The sequence below is a fragment of the Dokdonella fugitiva genome (assembly GCF_014138265.1).
GTDB classification, from domain to species: Bacteria; Pseudomonadota; Gammaproteobacteria; order Xanthomonadales; family Rhodanobacteraceae; genus Dokdonella_A; species Dokdonella_A fugitiva_A.
In genome coordinates this window covers 214,892-231,573 of the sequence record NZ_JACGXL010000001.1, presented here as the reverse complement: position 1 = coordinate 231,573, position 16,682 = coordinate 214,892, and the positions used below count along the sequence as shown (strand labels likewise).

At 69.1% G+C, this 16,682-nt stretch carries 16 protein-coding genes; 9 read left to right on the top strand and 7 right to left on the bottom strand.

Annotation, left to right across the window (positions count from 1 at the left end):
• The first annotated feature begins 119 nt into the window (after window positions 1-119).
• Entirely contained in the window at window positions 120-905 is a 786-nt protein-coding gene (locus tag FHW12_RS01040) for a hypothetical protein (protein ID WP_182529136.1), read from the top strand.
• A gap of 55 nt (window positions 906-960) precedes the next feature.
• Here FHW12_RS01040 and prfB read toward each other — a convergent pair whose 3' ends face one another.
• From prfB to carA, 6 genes are all read right to left on the bottom strand, one after another.
• Window positions 961-2,064: a peptide chain release factor 2 gene (prfB, locus tag FHW12_RS01035; protein WP_182529135.1), complete on the bottom strand. Its 1,104-nt coding sequence runs from the start codon at window positions 2,062-2,064 to the stop codon at window positions 961-963.
• Window positions 2,065-2,244: 180 nt separating this feature from the next.
• Window positions 2,245-4,011, bottom strand: coding sequence for a single-stranded-DNA-specific exonuclease RecJ (gene recJ, locus FHW12_RS01030; protein ID WP_182529134.1), 1,767 nt, complete (start codon window positions 4,009-4,011; stop codon window positions 2,245-2,247).
• A gap of 15 nt (window positions 4,012-4,026) precedes the next feature.
• On the bottom strand, window positions 4,027-4,506 hold the full coding sequence (greA, locus tag FHW12_RS01025; RefSeq protein ID WP_182529133.1) for a transcription elongation factor GreA: 480 nt from the start codon (window positions 4,504-4,506) through the stop codon (window positions 4,027-4,029).
• Window positions 4,503-7,742: a carbamoyl-phosphate synthase large subunit gene (gene carB / locus FHW12_RS01020; protein ID WP_182529132.1), complete on the bottom strand. Its 3,240-nt coding sequence runs from the start codon at window positions 7,740-7,742 to the stop codon at window positions 4,503-4,505. Before carB ends, greA begins: the two co-directional genes overlap by 4 nt.
• Window positions 7,726-8,178, bottom strand: coding sequence for a hypothetical protein (locus FHW12_RS01015; RefSeq protein WP_182529131.1), 453 nt, complete (start codon window positions 8,176-8,178; stop codon window positions 7,726-7,728). The genes carB and FHW12_RS01015 overlap by 17 nt, the downstream gene beginning before the upstream one ends.
• A gap of 5 nt (window positions 8,179-8,183) precedes the next feature.
• Window positions 8,184-9,323, bottom strand: a complete 1,140-nt coding sequence (carA, locus tag FHW12_RS01010) for a glutamine-hydrolyzing carbamoyl-phosphate synthase small subunit (protein WP_182529130.1) — start codon at window positions 9,321-9,323, stop codon at window positions 8,184-8,186.
• Between the two features lie 204 nt (window positions 9,324-9,527).
• Between carA and FHW12_RS01005 the strand changes: the two genes are divergently transcribed.
• From FHW12_RS01005 to FHW12_RS00975, 7 genes are all read left to right on the top strand, one after another.
• Complete coding sequence (locus FHW12_RS01005) at window positions 9,528-10,253, top strand: 2OG-Fe(II) oxygenase (protein ID WP_182529129.1); 726 nt, start codon at window positions 9,528-9,530, stop codon at window positions 10,251-10,253.
• 10 nt (window positions 10,254-10,263) lie between these two features.
• The gene (locus tag FHW12_RS01000) at window positions 10,264-10,995 is read left to right on the top strand and encodes a prolipoprotein diacylglyceryl transferase (RefSeq protein ID WP_182529128.1); all 732 of its coding nucleotides are present in this window, start codon (window positions 10,264-10,266) and stop codon (window positions 10,993-10,995) included.
• A complete protein-coding gene (locus FHW12_RS00995; RefSeq protein ID WP_182529127.1) occupies window positions 10,980-12,398 on the top strand; it encodes a radical SAM protein in 1,419 nt (472 codons plus the stop codon). The genes FHW12_RS01000 and FHW12_RS00995 overlap by 16 nt, the downstream gene beginning before the upstream one ends.
• A gap of 16 nt (window positions 12,399-12,414) precedes the next feature.
• Window positions 12,415-12,756, top strand: coding sequence for a hypothetical protein (locus FHW12_RS00990; RefSeq protein ID WP_182529126.1), 342 nt, complete (start codon window positions 12,415-12,417; stop codon window positions 12,754-12,756).
• 41 nt (window positions 12,757-12,797) lie between these two features.
• Window positions 12,798-13,145, top strand: coding sequence for a hypothetical protein (locus FHW12_RS00985; RefSeq protein ID WP_182529125.1), 348 nt, complete (start codon window positions 12,798-12,800; stop codon window positions 13,143-13,145).
• 126 nt (window positions 13,146-13,271) lie between these two features.
• Window positions 13,272-14,792, top strand: coding sequence for a trypsin-like serine peptidase (locus FHW12_RS00980; RefSeq protein ID WP_182529124.1), 1,521 nt, complete (start codon window positions 13,272-13,274; stop codon window positions 14,790-14,792).
• Window positions 14,789-15,562, top strand: coding sequence for a TatD family hydrolase (locus FHW12_RS00975; protein WP_182530099.1), 774 nt, complete (start codon window positions 14,789-14,791; stop codon window positions 15,560-15,562). Before FHW12_RS00980 ends, FHW12_RS00975 begins: the two co-directional genes overlap by 4 nt.
• Window position 15,563: 1 nt before the next feature.
• Here the strand turns inward: FHW12_RS00975 and tcdA are convergent, their stop codons facing one another.
• On the bottom strand, window positions 15,564-16,358 hold the full coding sequence (gene tcdA, locus FHW12_RS00970) for a tRNA cyclic N6-threonylcarbamoyladenosine(37) synthase TcdA (RefSeq protein WP_182529123.1): 795 nt from the start codon (window positions 16,356-16,358) through the stop codon (window positions 15,564-15,566).
• Between the two features lie 125 nt (window positions 16,359-16,483).
• On the opposite strand from tcdA, the gene FHW12_RS00965 reads away from it, so the two are divergent.
• Window positions 16,484-16,681, top strand: coding sequence for a DUF6116 family protein (locus tag FHW12_RS00965; RefSeq protein WP_182529122.1), 198 nt, complete (start codon window positions 16,484-16,486; stop codon window positions 16,679-16,681).
• Window position 16,682: the final 1 nt, after the last annotated feature.

Sequence of the window (16,682 nt, the reverse complement as noted above, 5' to 3'; positions counted from 1 at the left end):
TCCAGGCAGGCCGGCGCGCGCCCACGACGCGATCCCAGTTTACGAAGCGCATACTCCACGCCCCGCCGGATCGGCGGTTCGCCGCTCCACGGGGTCCGCAACCACCCAGGAGGGAAGCCATGAAAGCTCGACGTTGCCGTTCGGCGCTCGTTGCACTGCTGGCGCTGGTGTTCGTGCTGCTACCGGGGGTCGCCGCCATCGCGGCGGACAAGGCCGCACCCGAGGCCGCTGCCGGGAACATCGCCGACCGATGGGTGCTGTGGCCCAAGCCGGGCGAGGCCAAGGCGTTCGAGGCGGGCGTCAGGGAACACGCCGCCTGGCGCAAGAAGGCGGGCGAACCGTTCACCTGGGTGATGTACCAGCCGATCGCAGGCAGCGATCTCACCTACTACGTGATCCGCTCCGACAACCACGCCTGGAAGGACTTCGACGCCGAGGAGGCGTGGTCGACCAAGGCCAAGGCCGAAGAGGCTTACCAGCAGCAGCTCGGCATGCACGTCGCGCGCGAGGAGCACTACTACGAGGAAACCGATATCGCGCACAGCCACTGGATCGACAGCACGGATTACAAGTACGTGGGCGTGACGTCGTGGCGCCTCAAGCCCGGCGCGCGCGGCGACCTGATGGCCGCGCTCGAGAAGATCCAGAAGGCGATCACCGACGCGAAATGGCCGTACCCGTACCGCCTCGCATGGCTCATCGGCGGCGACGATCGCCTGCGCGTGGTGATGCCGATGAAGAGCTTCGCCGAGATGGCCGATCCGGACCCCTCGGTGCGCGCGTTGCTCGCGAAATCGCTCGGCTCCGAGGACGCCGCGGGCGCGACGCTCAAGCAGTTCGGCGGCGCGCTCGAAGACACGCAGTACACGGTGTTCGCGTATCGACCGGACCTCGCGGCGCAGTAATCGCGCACGAGCATGGGGACCGCGCCCCTCCTGCACGGGAGGGGCGCAATTAGCCTCAGGCGTCGATGCGTTTCGCGCCCGCCTCGAGGCCGGCCTTGAGGCTGCCCTCGATGAACTCGTCGAGGTCGCCGTCGAGCACCTTCTGCGTGTCGCTGCGTTCGATGCCGGTGCGCAGGTCCTTGATGCGGCTCTGGTCGAGCACGTAGTTGCGGATCTGGCTGCCCCAGCCGATGTCGGACTTGGTCGCCTCGAGCGCGTCCTTCTCGGCATTGCGCTTCTGCAACTCGATCTCGTACAGCTTCGCCTTCAGCATCTTCATCGCGCGGTCGCGGTTCGCATGCTGGCTGCGCTCGGTCTGGCAGGCGACGACGACGCCGCTCGGCACGTGCGTGATGCGCACCGCCGACTCGGTCTTGTTGACGTGCTGGCCACCGGCGCCGGACGAACGGTAGACGTCGGTCTTGAGGTCCGCCGGGTTGATCTCGATGTCGATGTCGTCGTCGACTTCGGGCGAAACGAACACCGAGGTGAAGCTCGTGTGGCGGCGGTTGTCGGAGTCGAACGGCGACTTGCGCACGAGGCGGTGCACGCCGATCTCGGTCTTCAGCCAGCCGTAGGCGTAGTCGCCCTCGACGCGGAACGTCGCGCTCTTGATGCCGGCGACTTCGCCCGCGCTCGCTTCGAGCAGCTCGGTCTTCCAGCCCTTCGCTTCGGCCCAGCGCAGGTACATGCGCAGCAGCATCTCGGCCCAGTCCTGCGCCTCGGTGCCGCCCGCGCCGGCCTGGATGTCGACGAACGCGTTGGCGCCGTCCATCTCTCCGGAGAACATGCGCTGGAACTCGAGCTTCTCGACCTTGGTGGTCAACGCTTCGACGTCGTCGGACACCGCGATCGCCGTGCCTTCGTCGCTCTCGGCGATCGCGAGGTCGAGCAGGTCGCCGGCTTCGCCGAGGCTGTCGGTGAGGCTGCGGATGCCGCCGACGATGCGCTCTAGGCTCGCGCGTTCCTTGCCGAGGTCCTGCGCGCGCTGCGGGTTGTCCCAGACGTCGGGGCTTTCGAGTTCGCGCGTTACTTCTTCGAGCCGTTCGGCCTTGGCATCGAAGTCAAAGATACCCCCTGAGCGACGCCACGCGATCCTTGAGATCGGCGATGCGCGCATGGATCGGATTGGTTTCGATCATGTGTGTGGTCCGGAAAGCGGAATCGCGCATCGTAGCAAAAGGGCTCGGAGCCTGGAATCTCAGGACCCTACGCGCAAAGCGCGTGCCGCCGACGCCGATGACGAACCGGCGCGTCGCCCGGGCCTGCGACGGGACTCGCGCTGCCCGCTCGACCCGTCCTACGCGGGTTCGAGATGCCGCACGAGCAGCTGCAGACGCTCTCGCCCGTTCCAGTCGTTGAGATCGAGCTGGAACAGCGCATGCACGCGCGACGGCGGCGGCATAGCGTCGGCGGCGTCGAACAGGATCGCCTCGATCGTGTCGCCGCCCTGCTCCGGTCGCAGCTGCATGCGCAGGTGCTTCTCGCCGACCGCGCGCCAGGATTCGACCGCGAACACGTTGTCGAACGCGGGTTCCGGGAACGCCTGCCCCCAAGGTGCCGCGTAGCGCAATGCACGCGCGTTGTCGGCGGTGAACTCGTGCGCGGCGAGTTCGCCGTCGCTCCACAGGCAGCGTTCGAGCTGGGCCGCGTCGAGGCGGCGGCGCGCAACCGCATCGAACTCGGCCGCGAACGTCGCGAGGTTCGCCGCGGGCAGGCTCAGTCCCGCAGCCATCGCATGGCCGCCGAACCGACCGATCAGGCCCGGATGCGCGGCGTCGACCTCGGCGAGCGCGTCGCGCAGGTGGAAGCCGGCGATCGAGCGCGCGGAACCGCGCAGTTCGGCACCGCTTCCATCCGCGCACGCGAACGCGACGACCGGACGGTTCAACCGTTCCTTGAGTTTGGACGCGACCAGGCCGACCACGCCCGGATGCCAGTCGGCCTCGTGCAGCACGATGCCGCACGGCAGCGCGTCGTCGCGGTAGCGCTCGACGAAGCGCGCGAGCATCGCTTCGCCCTGCTCGACCATCGCCGCCTGCAGTTCGCGCCGTTCCGCGTTAATCGCCGACAACCGCTCGGCGAGCCCGTACGCGACGTCGGCGTCGTCGCTGAGCAGGCATTCGATGCCGAGGCTCATATCCTCGAGGCGCCCCGCCGCGTTGATGCGTGGTCCGAGCGCGTAGCCGAGGTCGGCCGCGACCGCGCGCTGCGGATCGCGGCCGGCGGCGCGATAGAGCGCCGCGACACCCGCGGAGGCGCGCCCGCTGCGGATCCGGTGCAGCCCCGCCGCGACGAGGATGCGGTTGTTCGCATCGAGCGGCACGAGATCGGCAACCGTGCCGAGCGCGACGAGGTCGAGCAGCGAGGCGAGATCGGGACGCGCGGCCGCATCACCTGGAAAAAGCCGCGCACGCAGCGCGAGCAGCAGGTAGAACATCACGCCAACGCCGGCGAGGCCGCTCGCACGCGCGCCGGCGCTGGCACAGTCCGCGCACGGCGGGCTCGCATGCGGGCACGCGGCGAGCGCGATCGCGTTGGGATTGACGATCGCGTCGGCCGGCGGCAGCGTCGGGCCGGGAAGATGATGATCGGTCACGATCACGCGCATGCCGCGTGCGCGCGCGGCGGCGACGCCGGCATGACTCGCGATGCCGTTGTCGACCGTGACGACGAGATCGGGCCCGATGTCGGCGAGCGCATCGACGAGGCCGACACCGAGGCCGTAGCCGTCGACCATGCGATTCGGCACGCGGTAGCAGACGTCGCGCGCGCCGAGCAGGCGCAGACCGCGCACGGCGACCGCGGTGCCGGTGGCGCCGTCGGCATCGAAGTCGCCGACGATGCAGATGCGCCAGTCGTGCGCGATCGCGTCGGCGAGCAGGTCGCACGCTTGCGCGACGCCACCGAGCGCAGCGGGTGCGAGCAGGTCGGAGAGGCGTTGGGGACCGGCCTCCGCGGCGGCGACGCCGCGCGCGGCGTACACGCGCGCGACGAGCGGGTGCAGGTCGACCGGCCAGTCGTCGCGCGTCGCCGCCGAGCGGCGGCGGATCACGATCGGCTTCATCGCGGCGGCGCGCGTTCAGTCCTCGTAGCGTACGCCGGTGATTTCGTAGTTGCGCGTGCCGTTCGGCGCCTGGAATTCGAAGCTGTCGCCTTCGCTCTTGCCGATCAGCGCGCGCGCGAACGGCGACGATACCGAGATCAGGCGCTGCTTGATGTCGGCTTCGAGGTCGCCGACGATCTGGTAACTGATCTCCTCGCCGGAATCCTCGTCGGAGAGGTCGACGGTCGCACCGAACACGATGCGCGTGCCGGCGTTGAGGCGAGTCACGTCGATGACTTCGGCGTGCGACAGCGTGCCTTCGAGTTCCTGGATGCGTCCTTCGATGAAGCCCTGCATCTCGCGCGCGGCGTGGTACTCGGCGTTCTCCTTGAGGTCGCCGTGCGCGCGCGCCTCGGCGATCGCTGCGATGATGCGCGGTCGCTCTTCCGACTTCAGGCGGTCCAGTTCGGTGCGCAGGCGGTCGGCGCCCTTCTTCGTCATCGGCGGTCGCTTCATGCGAGTTCCTTGTGCAATTCCTGCAGGCTGTTCACGTCGGTGCTGTCGCGGAAATCGAGCGAGTGCAGCAGTGCCTTCGCACCGCTGACGGTGGTCGAATAGGTCACGCGCTGCTGCAGCGCTTCGCGGCGGATCGAGAACGAGTCGGCGATCGCCTGCTTGCCCTCGGTGGTGTTCACGATGAACGCGATCTCGCCGTTCTTGATCAGGTCGACGACGTGCGGGCGTCCCTCGAGCACCTTGTTGATGCGCTCGCAGGCGATGCCCTGTTCGCTGAGGTAAGCGTGCGTGCCGCCCGTCGCGACGAGGCCGAAGCCGCGCCGGATCAGGTCGCGCGCGACCTCGAGCAGGCGCCGCTTGTCGGCGTCGCGCACCGACAGGAACGCCTTGCCCGCCGCCGGCGCGGCGATGCCGGCCGCCTCGTGTGCGCGCGCGAACGCGGCGCCGAAGCTGCGGCCCACGCCCATGACCTCGCCGGTCGAGCGCATCTCGGGGCCGAGGATCGGGTCGACGTTCTGGAACTTGAGGAACGGGAAGATCGCTTCCTTGACCGAGTAGTAGTCGGGCACGACTTCGCGCGTGGCGCCTTGCGCCGCGAGCGTCTGGCCGACCATGCAGCGCGCAGCGATCTTCGCGAGCGCGACGCCGGTCGCCTTTGCGACGAACGGCACCGTGCGCGATGCGCGCGGGTTCACCTCCAGGATGTAGATCGTGTCGCCGCCGTTGCCGTCCGACTGGATCGCGAACTGCGTGTTCATGAGGCCGACCACCTTCAACTCACGCGCGAGCAGGCCGACCTGGCGACGCAACTCGTCCTGCGTCGCGGCCGACAGTGAGTACGGCGGCAGCGAGCACGACGAATCGCCCGAATGCACGCCGGCTTCCTCGATGTGCTCCATCACGCCGCCGATCAACACCTGGCCGCCGGCATCGACGACGACGTCGACGTCGACTTCGCCGGCGTGGTCGAGGAAGCGGTCGAGCAGCACCGGCGAGGCGTCGGACACGCGCACTGCTTCGCGGATGTAGCGCTCAAGGTCGGCGTCGTCGTGCACGATCTCCATCGCGCGGCCGCCGAGCACGTAGCTCGGGCGCACGACCAGCGGGTAGCCGATCTCGCGCGCGAGCGCGAGCGCTTCGTCGGCGCTGCGTGCGGTCCGGTTCGGCGGCTGGCGCAGGCCGAGCTTCTCGATGAGCTTCTGGAAACGCTCGCGGTCTTCGGCGAGGTCGATGCTGTCCGGACTCGTCCCGATGATCGGCGCGCCGGCCGCCTCGAGCGCGCGCGCGAGCTTGAGCGGGGTCTGCCCGCCGTACTGCACGATCACGCCCTTCGGCTTTTCCTTGTCGATGATCTCGAGCACGTCCTCGAGCGTGAGCGGCTCGAAGTACAACCGGTCGGACGTGTCGTAGTCGGTCGATACCGTCTCCGGGTTGCAGTTGACCATGATCGTTTCGTAGCCGTCCTCGCGCAGGGCGAGCGCGGCGTGCACGCAGCAGTAGTCGAACTCGATGCCCTGGCCGATGCGGTTCGGGCCACCGCCGAGCACGACGATCTTGTCGCGTGCGCTCGGTTCGGCCTCGCACTCTTCCTCGTAGGTCGAGTACATGTAGGCGGTGGTCGTGGCGAATTCCGCCGCGCAGGAGTCGACGCGCTTGTATACCGGGCGCACGTTGAACGCGCGGCGCAGCGCGCGCACCGCGTTCTCGTCGGTACCGACGAGTTCGGCGAGGCGCGCATCGGAAAAGCCCTTGCGCTTGAGCCGGCGCATGCGCGCGGCGTCGAGCGCCGCGAGGCCGCCGACCTTGATCTCGCCTTCGAGCTTCACGAGATCCTCGATCTGCACGAGGAACCACGGATCGATGTGGGTGAGCGCGAACACGTCCGCCTGCGACAGGCCGGCGCGGAACGCGTCGGCGACGTAGAACACGCGGTCCGGGCCAGGTTCCTTCAGCTCGCGCTTGAGCGCGGAGAGCCCGTCCGGCGTGCCCAGTTCGAGCTTGCTCGGATTGAGGCCGTTCTTGCCGGTTTCGAGGCCGCGCAGCGCCTTCTGCAGCGATTCCTGGAATGTGCGGCCGATCGCCATGACCTCGCCGACCGACTTCATCTGCGTGGTCAGGCGCGCGTCGGCGGCCGGGAACTTCTCGAAGGCGAAGCGCGGGATCTTCGTGACGACGTAGTCGATCGCGGGTTCGAACGACGCCGGCGTCTTGCCGCCGGTGATGTCGTTCCTGAGTTCGTCGAGCGTGTAGCCGACCGCGAGCTTCGCCGCGACCTTGGCGATCGGGAAACCGGTCGCCTTCGAGGCGAGCGCGGACGAGCGCGACACGCGCGGATTCATCTCGATGACGACGACGCGGCCGTCCTGCGCGTTGATGCCGAACTGCACGTTCGAACCACCGGTGTCGACGCCGATCTTGCGCAGCACCGCGATCGAGGCGTCGCGCAGGCGCTGGTATTCCTTGTCGGTGAGCGTCTGCGCCGGCGCGACGGTGATCGAGTCGCCGGTGTGCACGCCCATCGGATCGAGGTTCTCGATCGAGCAGACGATGATGCAGTTGTCCGCGGTGTCGCGGACCACTTCCATCTCGAACTCCTTCCAGCCGAGCACGGACTCCTCGACGAGCACTTCGTGCACGGGCGAAAGGTCGAGGCCACGCTTGACGATCTCTTCGAATTCCTCGCGGTTGTAGGCGATGCCGCCGCCGCTGCCGCCGAGCGTGAAGCTCGGGCGGATGATCGTCGGATAGCCGACCTTGGCCTGGATCTCGACCGCCTGTTCGAACGTGCGCGCGACCTCGGCCTTCGGGCACTCGAGGCCGATCTGGGCCATCGCGACGCGGAACAGCTCGCGATCCTCGGCCATGCGGATCGCCTCGCGCGATGCGCCGATGAGCTTGACCCCGTACTTCTCGAGCACGCCGTGGTCGGCGAGGTCGAGCGCGCAGTTGAGCGCGGTCTGTCCGCCCATCGTCGGCAGCAGCGCGTCCGGGCGCTCCTTGGCGATGATCTTCTCGACCGTCTTCCAGTTGATCGGCTCGATGTAGACCGCGTCGGCCGTGCCGGGGTCCGTCATGATCGTCGCCGGGTTCGAGTTGACGAGGACGACGCGATAGCCCTCTTCCTTGAGCGCCTTGCACGCCTGCGCGCCGGAATAGTCGAACTCGCAGGCCTGACCGATGACGATCGGGCCCGCGCCGATGATGAGGATCGAACGGAGGTCAGTTCTTCTTGGCACTGCCCGCACCCGTGTTCTGCGGCTGCGCCGGCTTGCCCGCATCCGCGGGCTTGGCGGCCTCGGCGGGCTTCTCCGCGTCCGGCGCCGGCTCGATGACGAGGCTCACGTTGCGCACCGTTTCGCGCGGAACCGACAGTTCGACGCCGCCGTGTTCCGGACCGAGCTGGATGGTCAGGCCCGGGTTCGTGTACTTGATCAGCTTGCCGCGGCGGACCGTGTGTAGCGTGGTCTCGACGATGATGTCGCTGCCGACGTGCTGTTCGAGTTCGGCGTACTCGACGAGCTTGCCGGTCGGCTGAGGCTTGGCCGCCTCGGCGACGGGCGCCGGGTCCTTCTGCGCGGTGGCGTGGTGCGGCTTGCGCGCGAGCGCGACGTCGGCGCCGAACAGGGTCACGGCAGCCACGAGAGCACAGGTCAGGGAACGATGCTTGAGCATGTCGTCTACGCCGCGGCAGCCGCGCGCGCCTCCATGAGGTGGATGAACCGATCGAACAAACCGGCCACGTCGTGCGGGCCGGGACTTGCTTCCGGGTGCCCCTGGAAGCCGAACGCCGGCGCATCGGCCAGCGCAATGCCTTGCAGCGAACCGTCGAACAGCGAGCGATGCGTCGCCCGCGCGTTCGCCGGCAGCGTTGCCTCGTCGACCGCGAAGCCGTGGTTCTGGCTCGAGATCATCACGCGACCGGTATCGAGGTCGATCACCGGATGGTTCGCGCCGTGGTGACCGAACTTCATCTTCAACGTGCGCGCGCCGACCGCGAGGCCGAGCAGCTGGTGGCCGAGGCAGATGCCGAAGGTCGGCACCTTCGCGCGGATGAATTCGCGGATCGCGGCGATCGCGTAGTCGCACGGCTCCGGGTCGCCCGGGCCGTTGGACAGGAACACGCCGTCCGGGCGCAGCGCGAAGACTTCGCTCGCCGGCGTCTGCGCCGGCACCACGGTGATCTCGCAGCCGCGGTCGGCGAGCATGCGCAGGATGTTCTGCTTGACGCCGAAGTCGTACGCGACGACGCGGAAGCGCGTGCCCGGTTGCGTGAAAGCAGCCTTGTCGAGATCGTAGCTGCCGGCGCGCCACGCGTGGCGCTCGCGCACGGACACGACCTTGGCGAGATCGGCGCCCTTGAGTCCGGGGAACGCGCGTGCCGCGGCGAGCGCATCCTCGTCGGACGCGTGCGCGCCGGCGAGAATGCAGCCGTTCTGTGCACCGCTGTCGCGCAGGATGCGGGTCAGGCGGCGCGTGTCGATCTCCGCGATCGCGACGATGCCGTTGCGCTCGAGGTACGCGTCGAGCGGTTCCTGCGAGCGCCAGTTGCTCGCCGCGAGCGGCAGGTCGCGGATGACCAGGCCGGCCGCGTGCACGCGCGGCGATTCGCCGTCCTCGGCGTTGCAGCCGGTGTTGCCGATGTGCGGATAGGTCAGCGTGACGATCTGCTGCGCGTACGAGGGATCGGTGAGGATCTCCTGGTAGCCGGTCATCGCCGTGTTGAACACGACTTCGCCACTGGTCCGCCCCTCCGCGCCGATGGAAATGCCGCGGAAGATGTTGCCGTCGGCGAGTGCGAGGAGAGCTGGAATCGTCATGCGTTCGCCCAAGGATGAGGGAAAGGTGTCGTCACCGCGTCGACACCGGGTGCGACAGCACCCGCGGGCTGGCACGTGCCGGTCCGTGGGGCGTGGTGAGGAATCAAGGCGAGCACAAATTCTAGGGGTCGCGCGCTCCCCTGTCCACCTGCGCGACGGCCGCGGCACTACAATCCGTGGCGCCGTTCCGACTTCCCTGACCGCATGAACGCAGCCGCCGAAACCCTGAACGACCCCGCGGCCGACAGCCTGCTCGAGCCGCGGCGCCTCGACCACGCCGACACCCTCGTCCGCGACCAGCCGTTCCCGTTCCTGATCGCGCGTGGACAGCTGCCGGCAGCGGCGGCGGCGGAACTCGCGCGCGACTTCCCGCGCTATCCGAACGCAGGATTCTTCCCGCACGAAGCCCGCGATTGCGGGCCGAGCGTGAACCGCCTGGTCGACGACCTCACCGCGCCCGCGTTCGCGAATGCGATCGGCGCGCGCCTCGGCATCCCCGACCTCGGCGACAAGCCGCACCTCGTGACGATCTGCCGCTCGCTGAACAAGCGCCACGGCACGATCCATACCGACAGCCGCTCGAAGGTCGTGACCGCCCTCGTCTACCTGAACGAAAGCTGGCCGGACATCAGCGAGGGCTGCTTCCGCTTCCTCAACCGCATCGACGACATCGACGACCTCGTCGTACCCGAGGTGCGCCCGCTGTACGGCCACCTCGTCGCGTTCCGTCGTGCCGACAATTCCTTCCACGGCCACCTGCCGCACGAGGGCGAGCGTCGCGTGATCCAGGTCGCTTGGCTCACGAGCGAAGAAGAAAAGCTGCGCAAGACGCAGCGCGGCAAGCTGTCGCGCCTGTTCAAGAAGCTGTTCGGCGGCATCGACCGGCGCCTCGGTGCTGGCCGCGACCGCAACGCCGCGCATCGCGACTGACGCGCCGCGCATGGAAGCGGCCGGCCTGCACACGGTCGTCGAAGCGTCCGCCTACTTCGTCGGCTTCCGCCTGTTCGTGCGCGAGCGCCGACGACTCGCGCTGCCCGTGCTCGCCGACACCGACCGCAGCGTCTGGATCGCGTTTGCGGCGATCGCCGGCGCGGCGATCGGCGCCAAGCTCGGCTACTGGATCGAGGACCCGCTCGCCGCGTTCGCGGGCTTCCCCGACGCGCGCCGCCTGCTCGAAGGCAAGACCATCGTCGGCGCGCTGCTCGGAGGACTCGTCGGCGTCGAACTCGTCAAGCGCATCGTCGGCGCACAGGGCTCGAGCGGCGACGCATTCGCACTGCCGTTGCTCGTCGGCATCGCGATCGGCCGCATCGGCTGCTACCTGTCCGGCCTCGCTGACCATACCTACGGCAACCCGAGCACGCTGCCGTGGGCGGTCGACTTCGGCGACGGCATTCCGCGTCATCCGACCCAGCTCTACGAGCTCGCGTTCCTGCTCGCCCTCGGCCTCGTGCTGCACGCGCGGCGCAACGCCTTCGTGCGCGCGGGCGACCGCTTCCGCGCGTTCATGGTCGCCTACCTCGCGTTCCGCCTGTTCGTCGACGCGATCAAGCCGGTGCCGTACGCGTATCCGGGCGGGTTGTCGGGCATCCAGCTGCTCTGCGTCGCCGGCCTGTGCTACTACTGTCGCGACCTGCCGCGACTGGGAAGGGGCCTGTGGGCGCGAAGCTGAGACCGTACCTGTTCTACGACAGCGCGGTGTCGATCTGCTCGACTTGCCTCGCGCGCATCGAAGCGAAGGTGCTGATCAAGGACGAGCAGGTCTTCCTCGAGAAGTGGTGCCCGGAGCACGGCCGCGAACGCGTGCTCATCGCCGACGACGCGGCGTACTACCGCAAGGCGCGCGAGGTGTTCATCAAGGCACCGGAGATGCCGCGCCGCTTCAACACCGCCCAGCACTGGGGCTGCCCGTACGACTGCGGGCTCTGCCCCGAGCACATGCAGCACAGTTGCCTGTCGCTGGTCGAGATCACCGACCACTGCAACCTGCGCTGCCCGATCTGCTACGCCGACTCCGGACCGCATCGACCGGGCTACCGCGACCTCGCGACGGTCGAGCGCATGCTCGACGCGGTCGTCGCGAACGAGGGCGAGCCGGACGTCGTGCAGATTTCCGGCGGCGAGCCGACCCTGCACCCGGATTTCTTCGCGATCCTCGACGCCGCGCGCCGGCGCCCGATCCGCCACCTGATGGTCAACACCAACGGCCTGCGCATCGCGCGCGACGCCGATTTCGCCGCGCGCCTCAAGCAGTACGAGCCCGGCTTCGAGCTCTACCTGCAGTTCGACTCGCTGCGCGACGAGGTGCACCAGGAACTGCGCGGCGCCAAGCTCGCCGACGTGCGCCGCCGCGCGCTCGAACGACTCAACGACCACGACATCTCGACCACGCTCGTCGTGACCGTGAAGAAGGGCCTCAACGACCACGAACTCGGCGCGATCGTCGAGTTCGCGCTGGGACAGCCGTGCGTGCGCGGCGTGACCTTCCAACCGATCCAGGCGGCCGGGCGACTCGAGAACTACGACCCCGCGCGCGATCGCCTCACGCTCACCGAAGTGCGCCGGTGCATCCTCGAGCAGACGCGCGTGTTCGAGCCGGACGACCTCATCCCGGTACCGTGCAATCCCGACTGCCTCGCGATGGCGTACGCGCTCAAGCTCGGCGACGCGACCGTGCCGCTCACGCGTTTCGTGTCACCCGAGACGCTCGTCGCGAAGGGGCGCAACACGATCGTGGTCGAACGCGACGAGGCGCTGCGCGCGCACGTGTTCGAGCTGTTCGCGACGAACCACTCGCCCGAATCGCAGGCGTGTTCGCTGTCGGACCTGCTGTGCTGCCTGCCTCAGGTGCAGGCGCCGCAGGAGTGGAACTACCGCAACGTGTTCCGCGTGCTGATCATGCAGTTCATCGACGCGCATTCGTTCGACCTGCGCGCGGTGAAGAAGTCGTGCGTGCACATCGCGCAACCCGACGGCCGGCTCATCCCGTTCGACACGTTCAACCTGTTCTACCGCGACGATCGCGTGCAGCAGCTCGAGCGACTGCGCGCACGCGCACGCGGTACCTACCCCTGAGCGAAGGAGGAACGCGATGAGCGATCCGTCACCGCGGATACCGGACCGACCGGCCGACGTCCGCGCCGGGCGTGGATCATTGCTGGCGGGCGTCGCCTGCGCCTGGGCGCTACTGATCTTCGGTTACGCGATCGTCGTCGGTGCGTTCAGCGCCTTCGACGGCATCGATTCCGGCACGGGCACGCTGCTGCTCGCACTGCCGTGGCTGGGGATGATAGGCCTCATGGTCTGGTTCGCGGCGAACGGCCGACCGCGCAGCGCGCTCGGCGTGCTGCTCGGCATCGGCACGATCGTCGCCGTCGCGCTGCTGCTGGTCGCGGCATGTTTCGGGCTGCTCTCGTCGGGCGGTTGGCACTGACGCGGCCGATCCTGCGTACTGCATCAGGAACAGGAGGTTCCATGACGACGACCATTCCCGATGCATCGGCTCCTTCGACGCCCTCACCCGACACGAGCCGGGTCGGTGCCGGCGTCGGCTGCGGCCTGGCGATCCTCTTCGGCGGCTGGATCGTGCTCGGCATGCTCATGAGCGCGATCATGCAGACGCACATGAGTGCGGACAACCACGTGTTCTACACGCTGCTGGCGATCGTGCTGCCGACGCCCGTCGCCGTGCTCGCGTTGGCGAGCGCGGTCGCGTACAGGAGCGGTCACCGGCGCTTCGGCAAGGGTGCGTTGCTCGCACTCGCCTGGGTACCGGGCGTGCTCGTGGCGATCGTCGCATTCTTCGGCCTGCTGCACCTCTGACCCGCGACGCCGTTCGAGGCAACGCGCGCACGAACGGCTGAACGAATGATGACGCGCGCACCTCGACGCTCGCCGCGGAGCGTTCACCTGCTTATGCTTGGCCCATCGCAACAGCGGGAGCAGTCCATGCGCCACCTTCATCGCTTGCTTCCGCTCATGCGCCGGGTGCTCGGCGTCGCGTTGCTGCTCGGCGCCGCCACGAGCGAGGCGCGCAAGGGCGAACCGCCCTACAGCCTCGCGCATCCGGCCAAGGCCGGTGTCGATGTCGCGATCATCGACGTACCCGGCATCGACGCGATGCGCCGCCGCGTCGACAGCGACCGCGCGACGCGCGCGGCCGGCAGCAAACGCCTGCGCAGTGCGGACGCGCAGCCGGTGTCGATCACGCCCGAGCGCGATGGCCGCTGGGACACGCTCGACGACGGCTCGCGCCTCTGGCGCGTACGCGTGCGTGCCGCGGGCGCGACCGACCTTCGCCTCGCCTTCGCGCATTTCGCGCTGCCGCGCGGCGCGACCCTGTACGTGATCGGTGCGGGTGACGAATACCAAGGGCCGTACACGGCCGCCGATGCGAGCAACGGCACGTTCCACGCACCCGTCGTGCCCGGCGACATCGCGACGGTCGAGGTGCGCGTGCCCGCCGGGGCGGCGCTCGACGGAGCCGCGCTCGAACTCGGCACGGTCGGGGCCGGCTTCCGCGACCTGTACGGCCGCAAGCAGGCACTGGACACCGGCCCCGGCGCGTCGGGCGCGTGCAACGTCAACGTCGCCTGCCCGCTCGGCGCACCGTATCCGGACGAGATCCGCGCGGTCGGCTACTACGAATACGTCGCCGCCGACGACGGCGAGTACTACATCTGCAGCGGCACGCTCGTCACCGACGTACCGCACGCTCGACGCAATCTGTTCCTCACCGCGGCGCATTGCATGTCGGTCGCCTCGGAAGCGCAGTCGATGGTGGTCTACTGGAACTACCAGTCGACCCAGTGCAGCGTGCTCGCCGCACCCGCGGGCGGTTTCCTCGCCGACGACCAGCACGGCGCGACGCTGCGCGCGACGCGTGCGGACGTGGACTTCACGCTCGTCGAGCTCGGCGGCACGCCCGATACGGCCTGGAACCTCTACTACGCCGGCTGGGACGCGTCCGGCACCGCACCGGGCGGCACGGTCGGCATCCACCATCCGAGTGGTGACGTGAAGAAGATCACCGCGGGCCCCGCGCCGACGACGATGGACAGCTGCATCGCGACCACGACCACGGCCAACACCCACTGGATGACCGGGCCGTACACGCAGGGCACGACCGAAGGCGGCTCGTCCGGTTCCGGCCTGTTCGCCGTCGCCGGCAGCGGCGGGATCGCGCACCACCTGATCGGCACGCTCTCCGGCGGAACGGCGGCGTGCAGCGACGCCGCACCGGGCCAACCCAACGACGGCTTCGACTGCTACGGCAAGCTGTCGGTCGCATGGAACGGCGCGTCGGCCTCGTCGCGCCTGCGCGACTGGCTCGATCCCGGCCACACCGGAGCGACGAGCGCGGACGGCATCGACCAGAACGACGTCGTGCAGACCGGCGACGGCCACTCGACCCACGCCTGGCCGTCCGAGCTGCTGCAGCGCCCGCGCGCGACCGGGGCACAGCGCTGATCGTGCTCGTCGATTCGCACTGTCATCTCGATGCTCCCGAATTCGACGCCGACCGCGACGCGGTCATCGCGCGCGCGCGCGCCGCCGGCGTCGCCGCACAGGTGATCCCGGCGATCGCCCTGGCCGGCTTCGGCAAGCTGCGCGAACTGTGTGCCGGTCATGCGGACCTGCACGCGGCCTACGGGCTGCACCCAATGTACCTCGCCGAGCATCGGCCCGACCACCTCGGCGCGCTGCGTGACTGGCTCGAGCGCGAACGCCCCGTCGCGGTCGGTGAGTGTGGCCTCGACTTCTTCGTCGAAGGCCTCGACGCGGACGAACAGCGCCGCTATTTCTCGGGTCAGCTCGGGCTCGCGCGCGAGTTCGAACTGCCGGTGATCGTGCATGCGCGGCGCGCGGTCGACGAAGTCGTGGCGGCGATCCGCCGCATCGGCGGATTGCGCGGCGTCGTGCACAGCTTTTCCGGCAGCGCCGAGCAGGCGCGCCAGTTGTGGAACCTCGATTTCATGATCGGACTCGGCGGACCGGTCACCTATGAACGCGCGAACAAGCTGCGCGGCATCGTCGCGACGATGCCGATCGAATTCCTGCTGCTCGAAACCGACGCACCGGACCAGCCGCTCGCGACGCATCGCGGCGAGCGCAACGAACCGGCACACCTTCGCGAGATCGTCGCGACGGTCGCTGCGCTGCGGGGCGGCGACGTCGCCGACATCGCCCGTGCGACGGCCGCGAACGCTCGCCGCTTGTTCGCACTCCCGCCCACCTGAATCATCCGGCGCCCGACTGCGCGAGCAGCCGCGCGAGCGCGCGCGACACGGCCGCGAACGCGAACGTCGCGGTCACGTGCGTCGCCGCGCCGAGGCCGCCGCCGCAGTCCAGCTTGAGCGTGTCGCCGCCGGCAGGACGCGTGCCGCAGACGCTGCCGTCCGCCTGCGGGTAGCGCACGTTCTCGCGCGAGTAGATCGCCTGCACGCCGAAATAGCGCTTCGGCCCACGCGGGAAGTTGAACTCCTCGCGCAGCTTCTTGCGCACGAGCGCGAGCATCGCATCGTGTTCGGTCTTCGACAGGTCGCGCACGCTCACGAGCGTGGGATCGGTGCGGCCGCCGGCGGAGCCGATCGTGATCAGCGGCAGCTTGCGCCGCCGGCACCACGCGATCGTCTCGACCTTGACGCGGAACGCATCGCAGGCATCGATGACGAGGTCGTAGTCGCGGTCGAGCAGTTCGACCAGGTTCGACGGCGTGAGGAACTGCTCGATCGCGTCGATCACGATGCCCGGGTGGATCGCGCGCGCGCGCTCGGCCATCACCGCGACCTTGGCCTTGCCGAACTCGCCGTCGAGCGCATGCAGCTGGCGGTTGGTGTTGCTGATGCAGACTTCGTCGGCGTCGATGAGCGTGAGGCGGCCGACGCCGCTGCGCGCGAGCGCTTCGACCGCCCACGAGCCGACGCCGCCGATGCCGATCACGCAGACGTGCGTGCGCGCGAGGCGTTCGACGCTGCCGACGCCGTACAGGCGATCGATGCCGCGGAAGCGTTCCGCGAGGTTGGAATGTTCCATGGGGCGCGCAGCGTATCATCGCCACGCGACCGGCTCGACCGCGGCGCGCGCCGGGACGCCGCGGCACGACGTCGCAACGTGACCCGCCACCGCCGACCGCGTGCGACACTTCCGAGGAGACGTCCATGCCGAACCCGATCACGCGACCGCTGCTGCGCTGGGCCGAAGGACTGCGTTTCCCGCGCCTCGCGCTGTTCACCGCCGGCCTGTTCGTCGCCGATCTGCTGATCCCCGACTTCATCCCGTTCGTCGACGAGATCCTGCTCGGCCTCGGCACGCTGCTGCTCGCCAACCTCAAGCAACGCGCGAACGGAGACCGCTGAC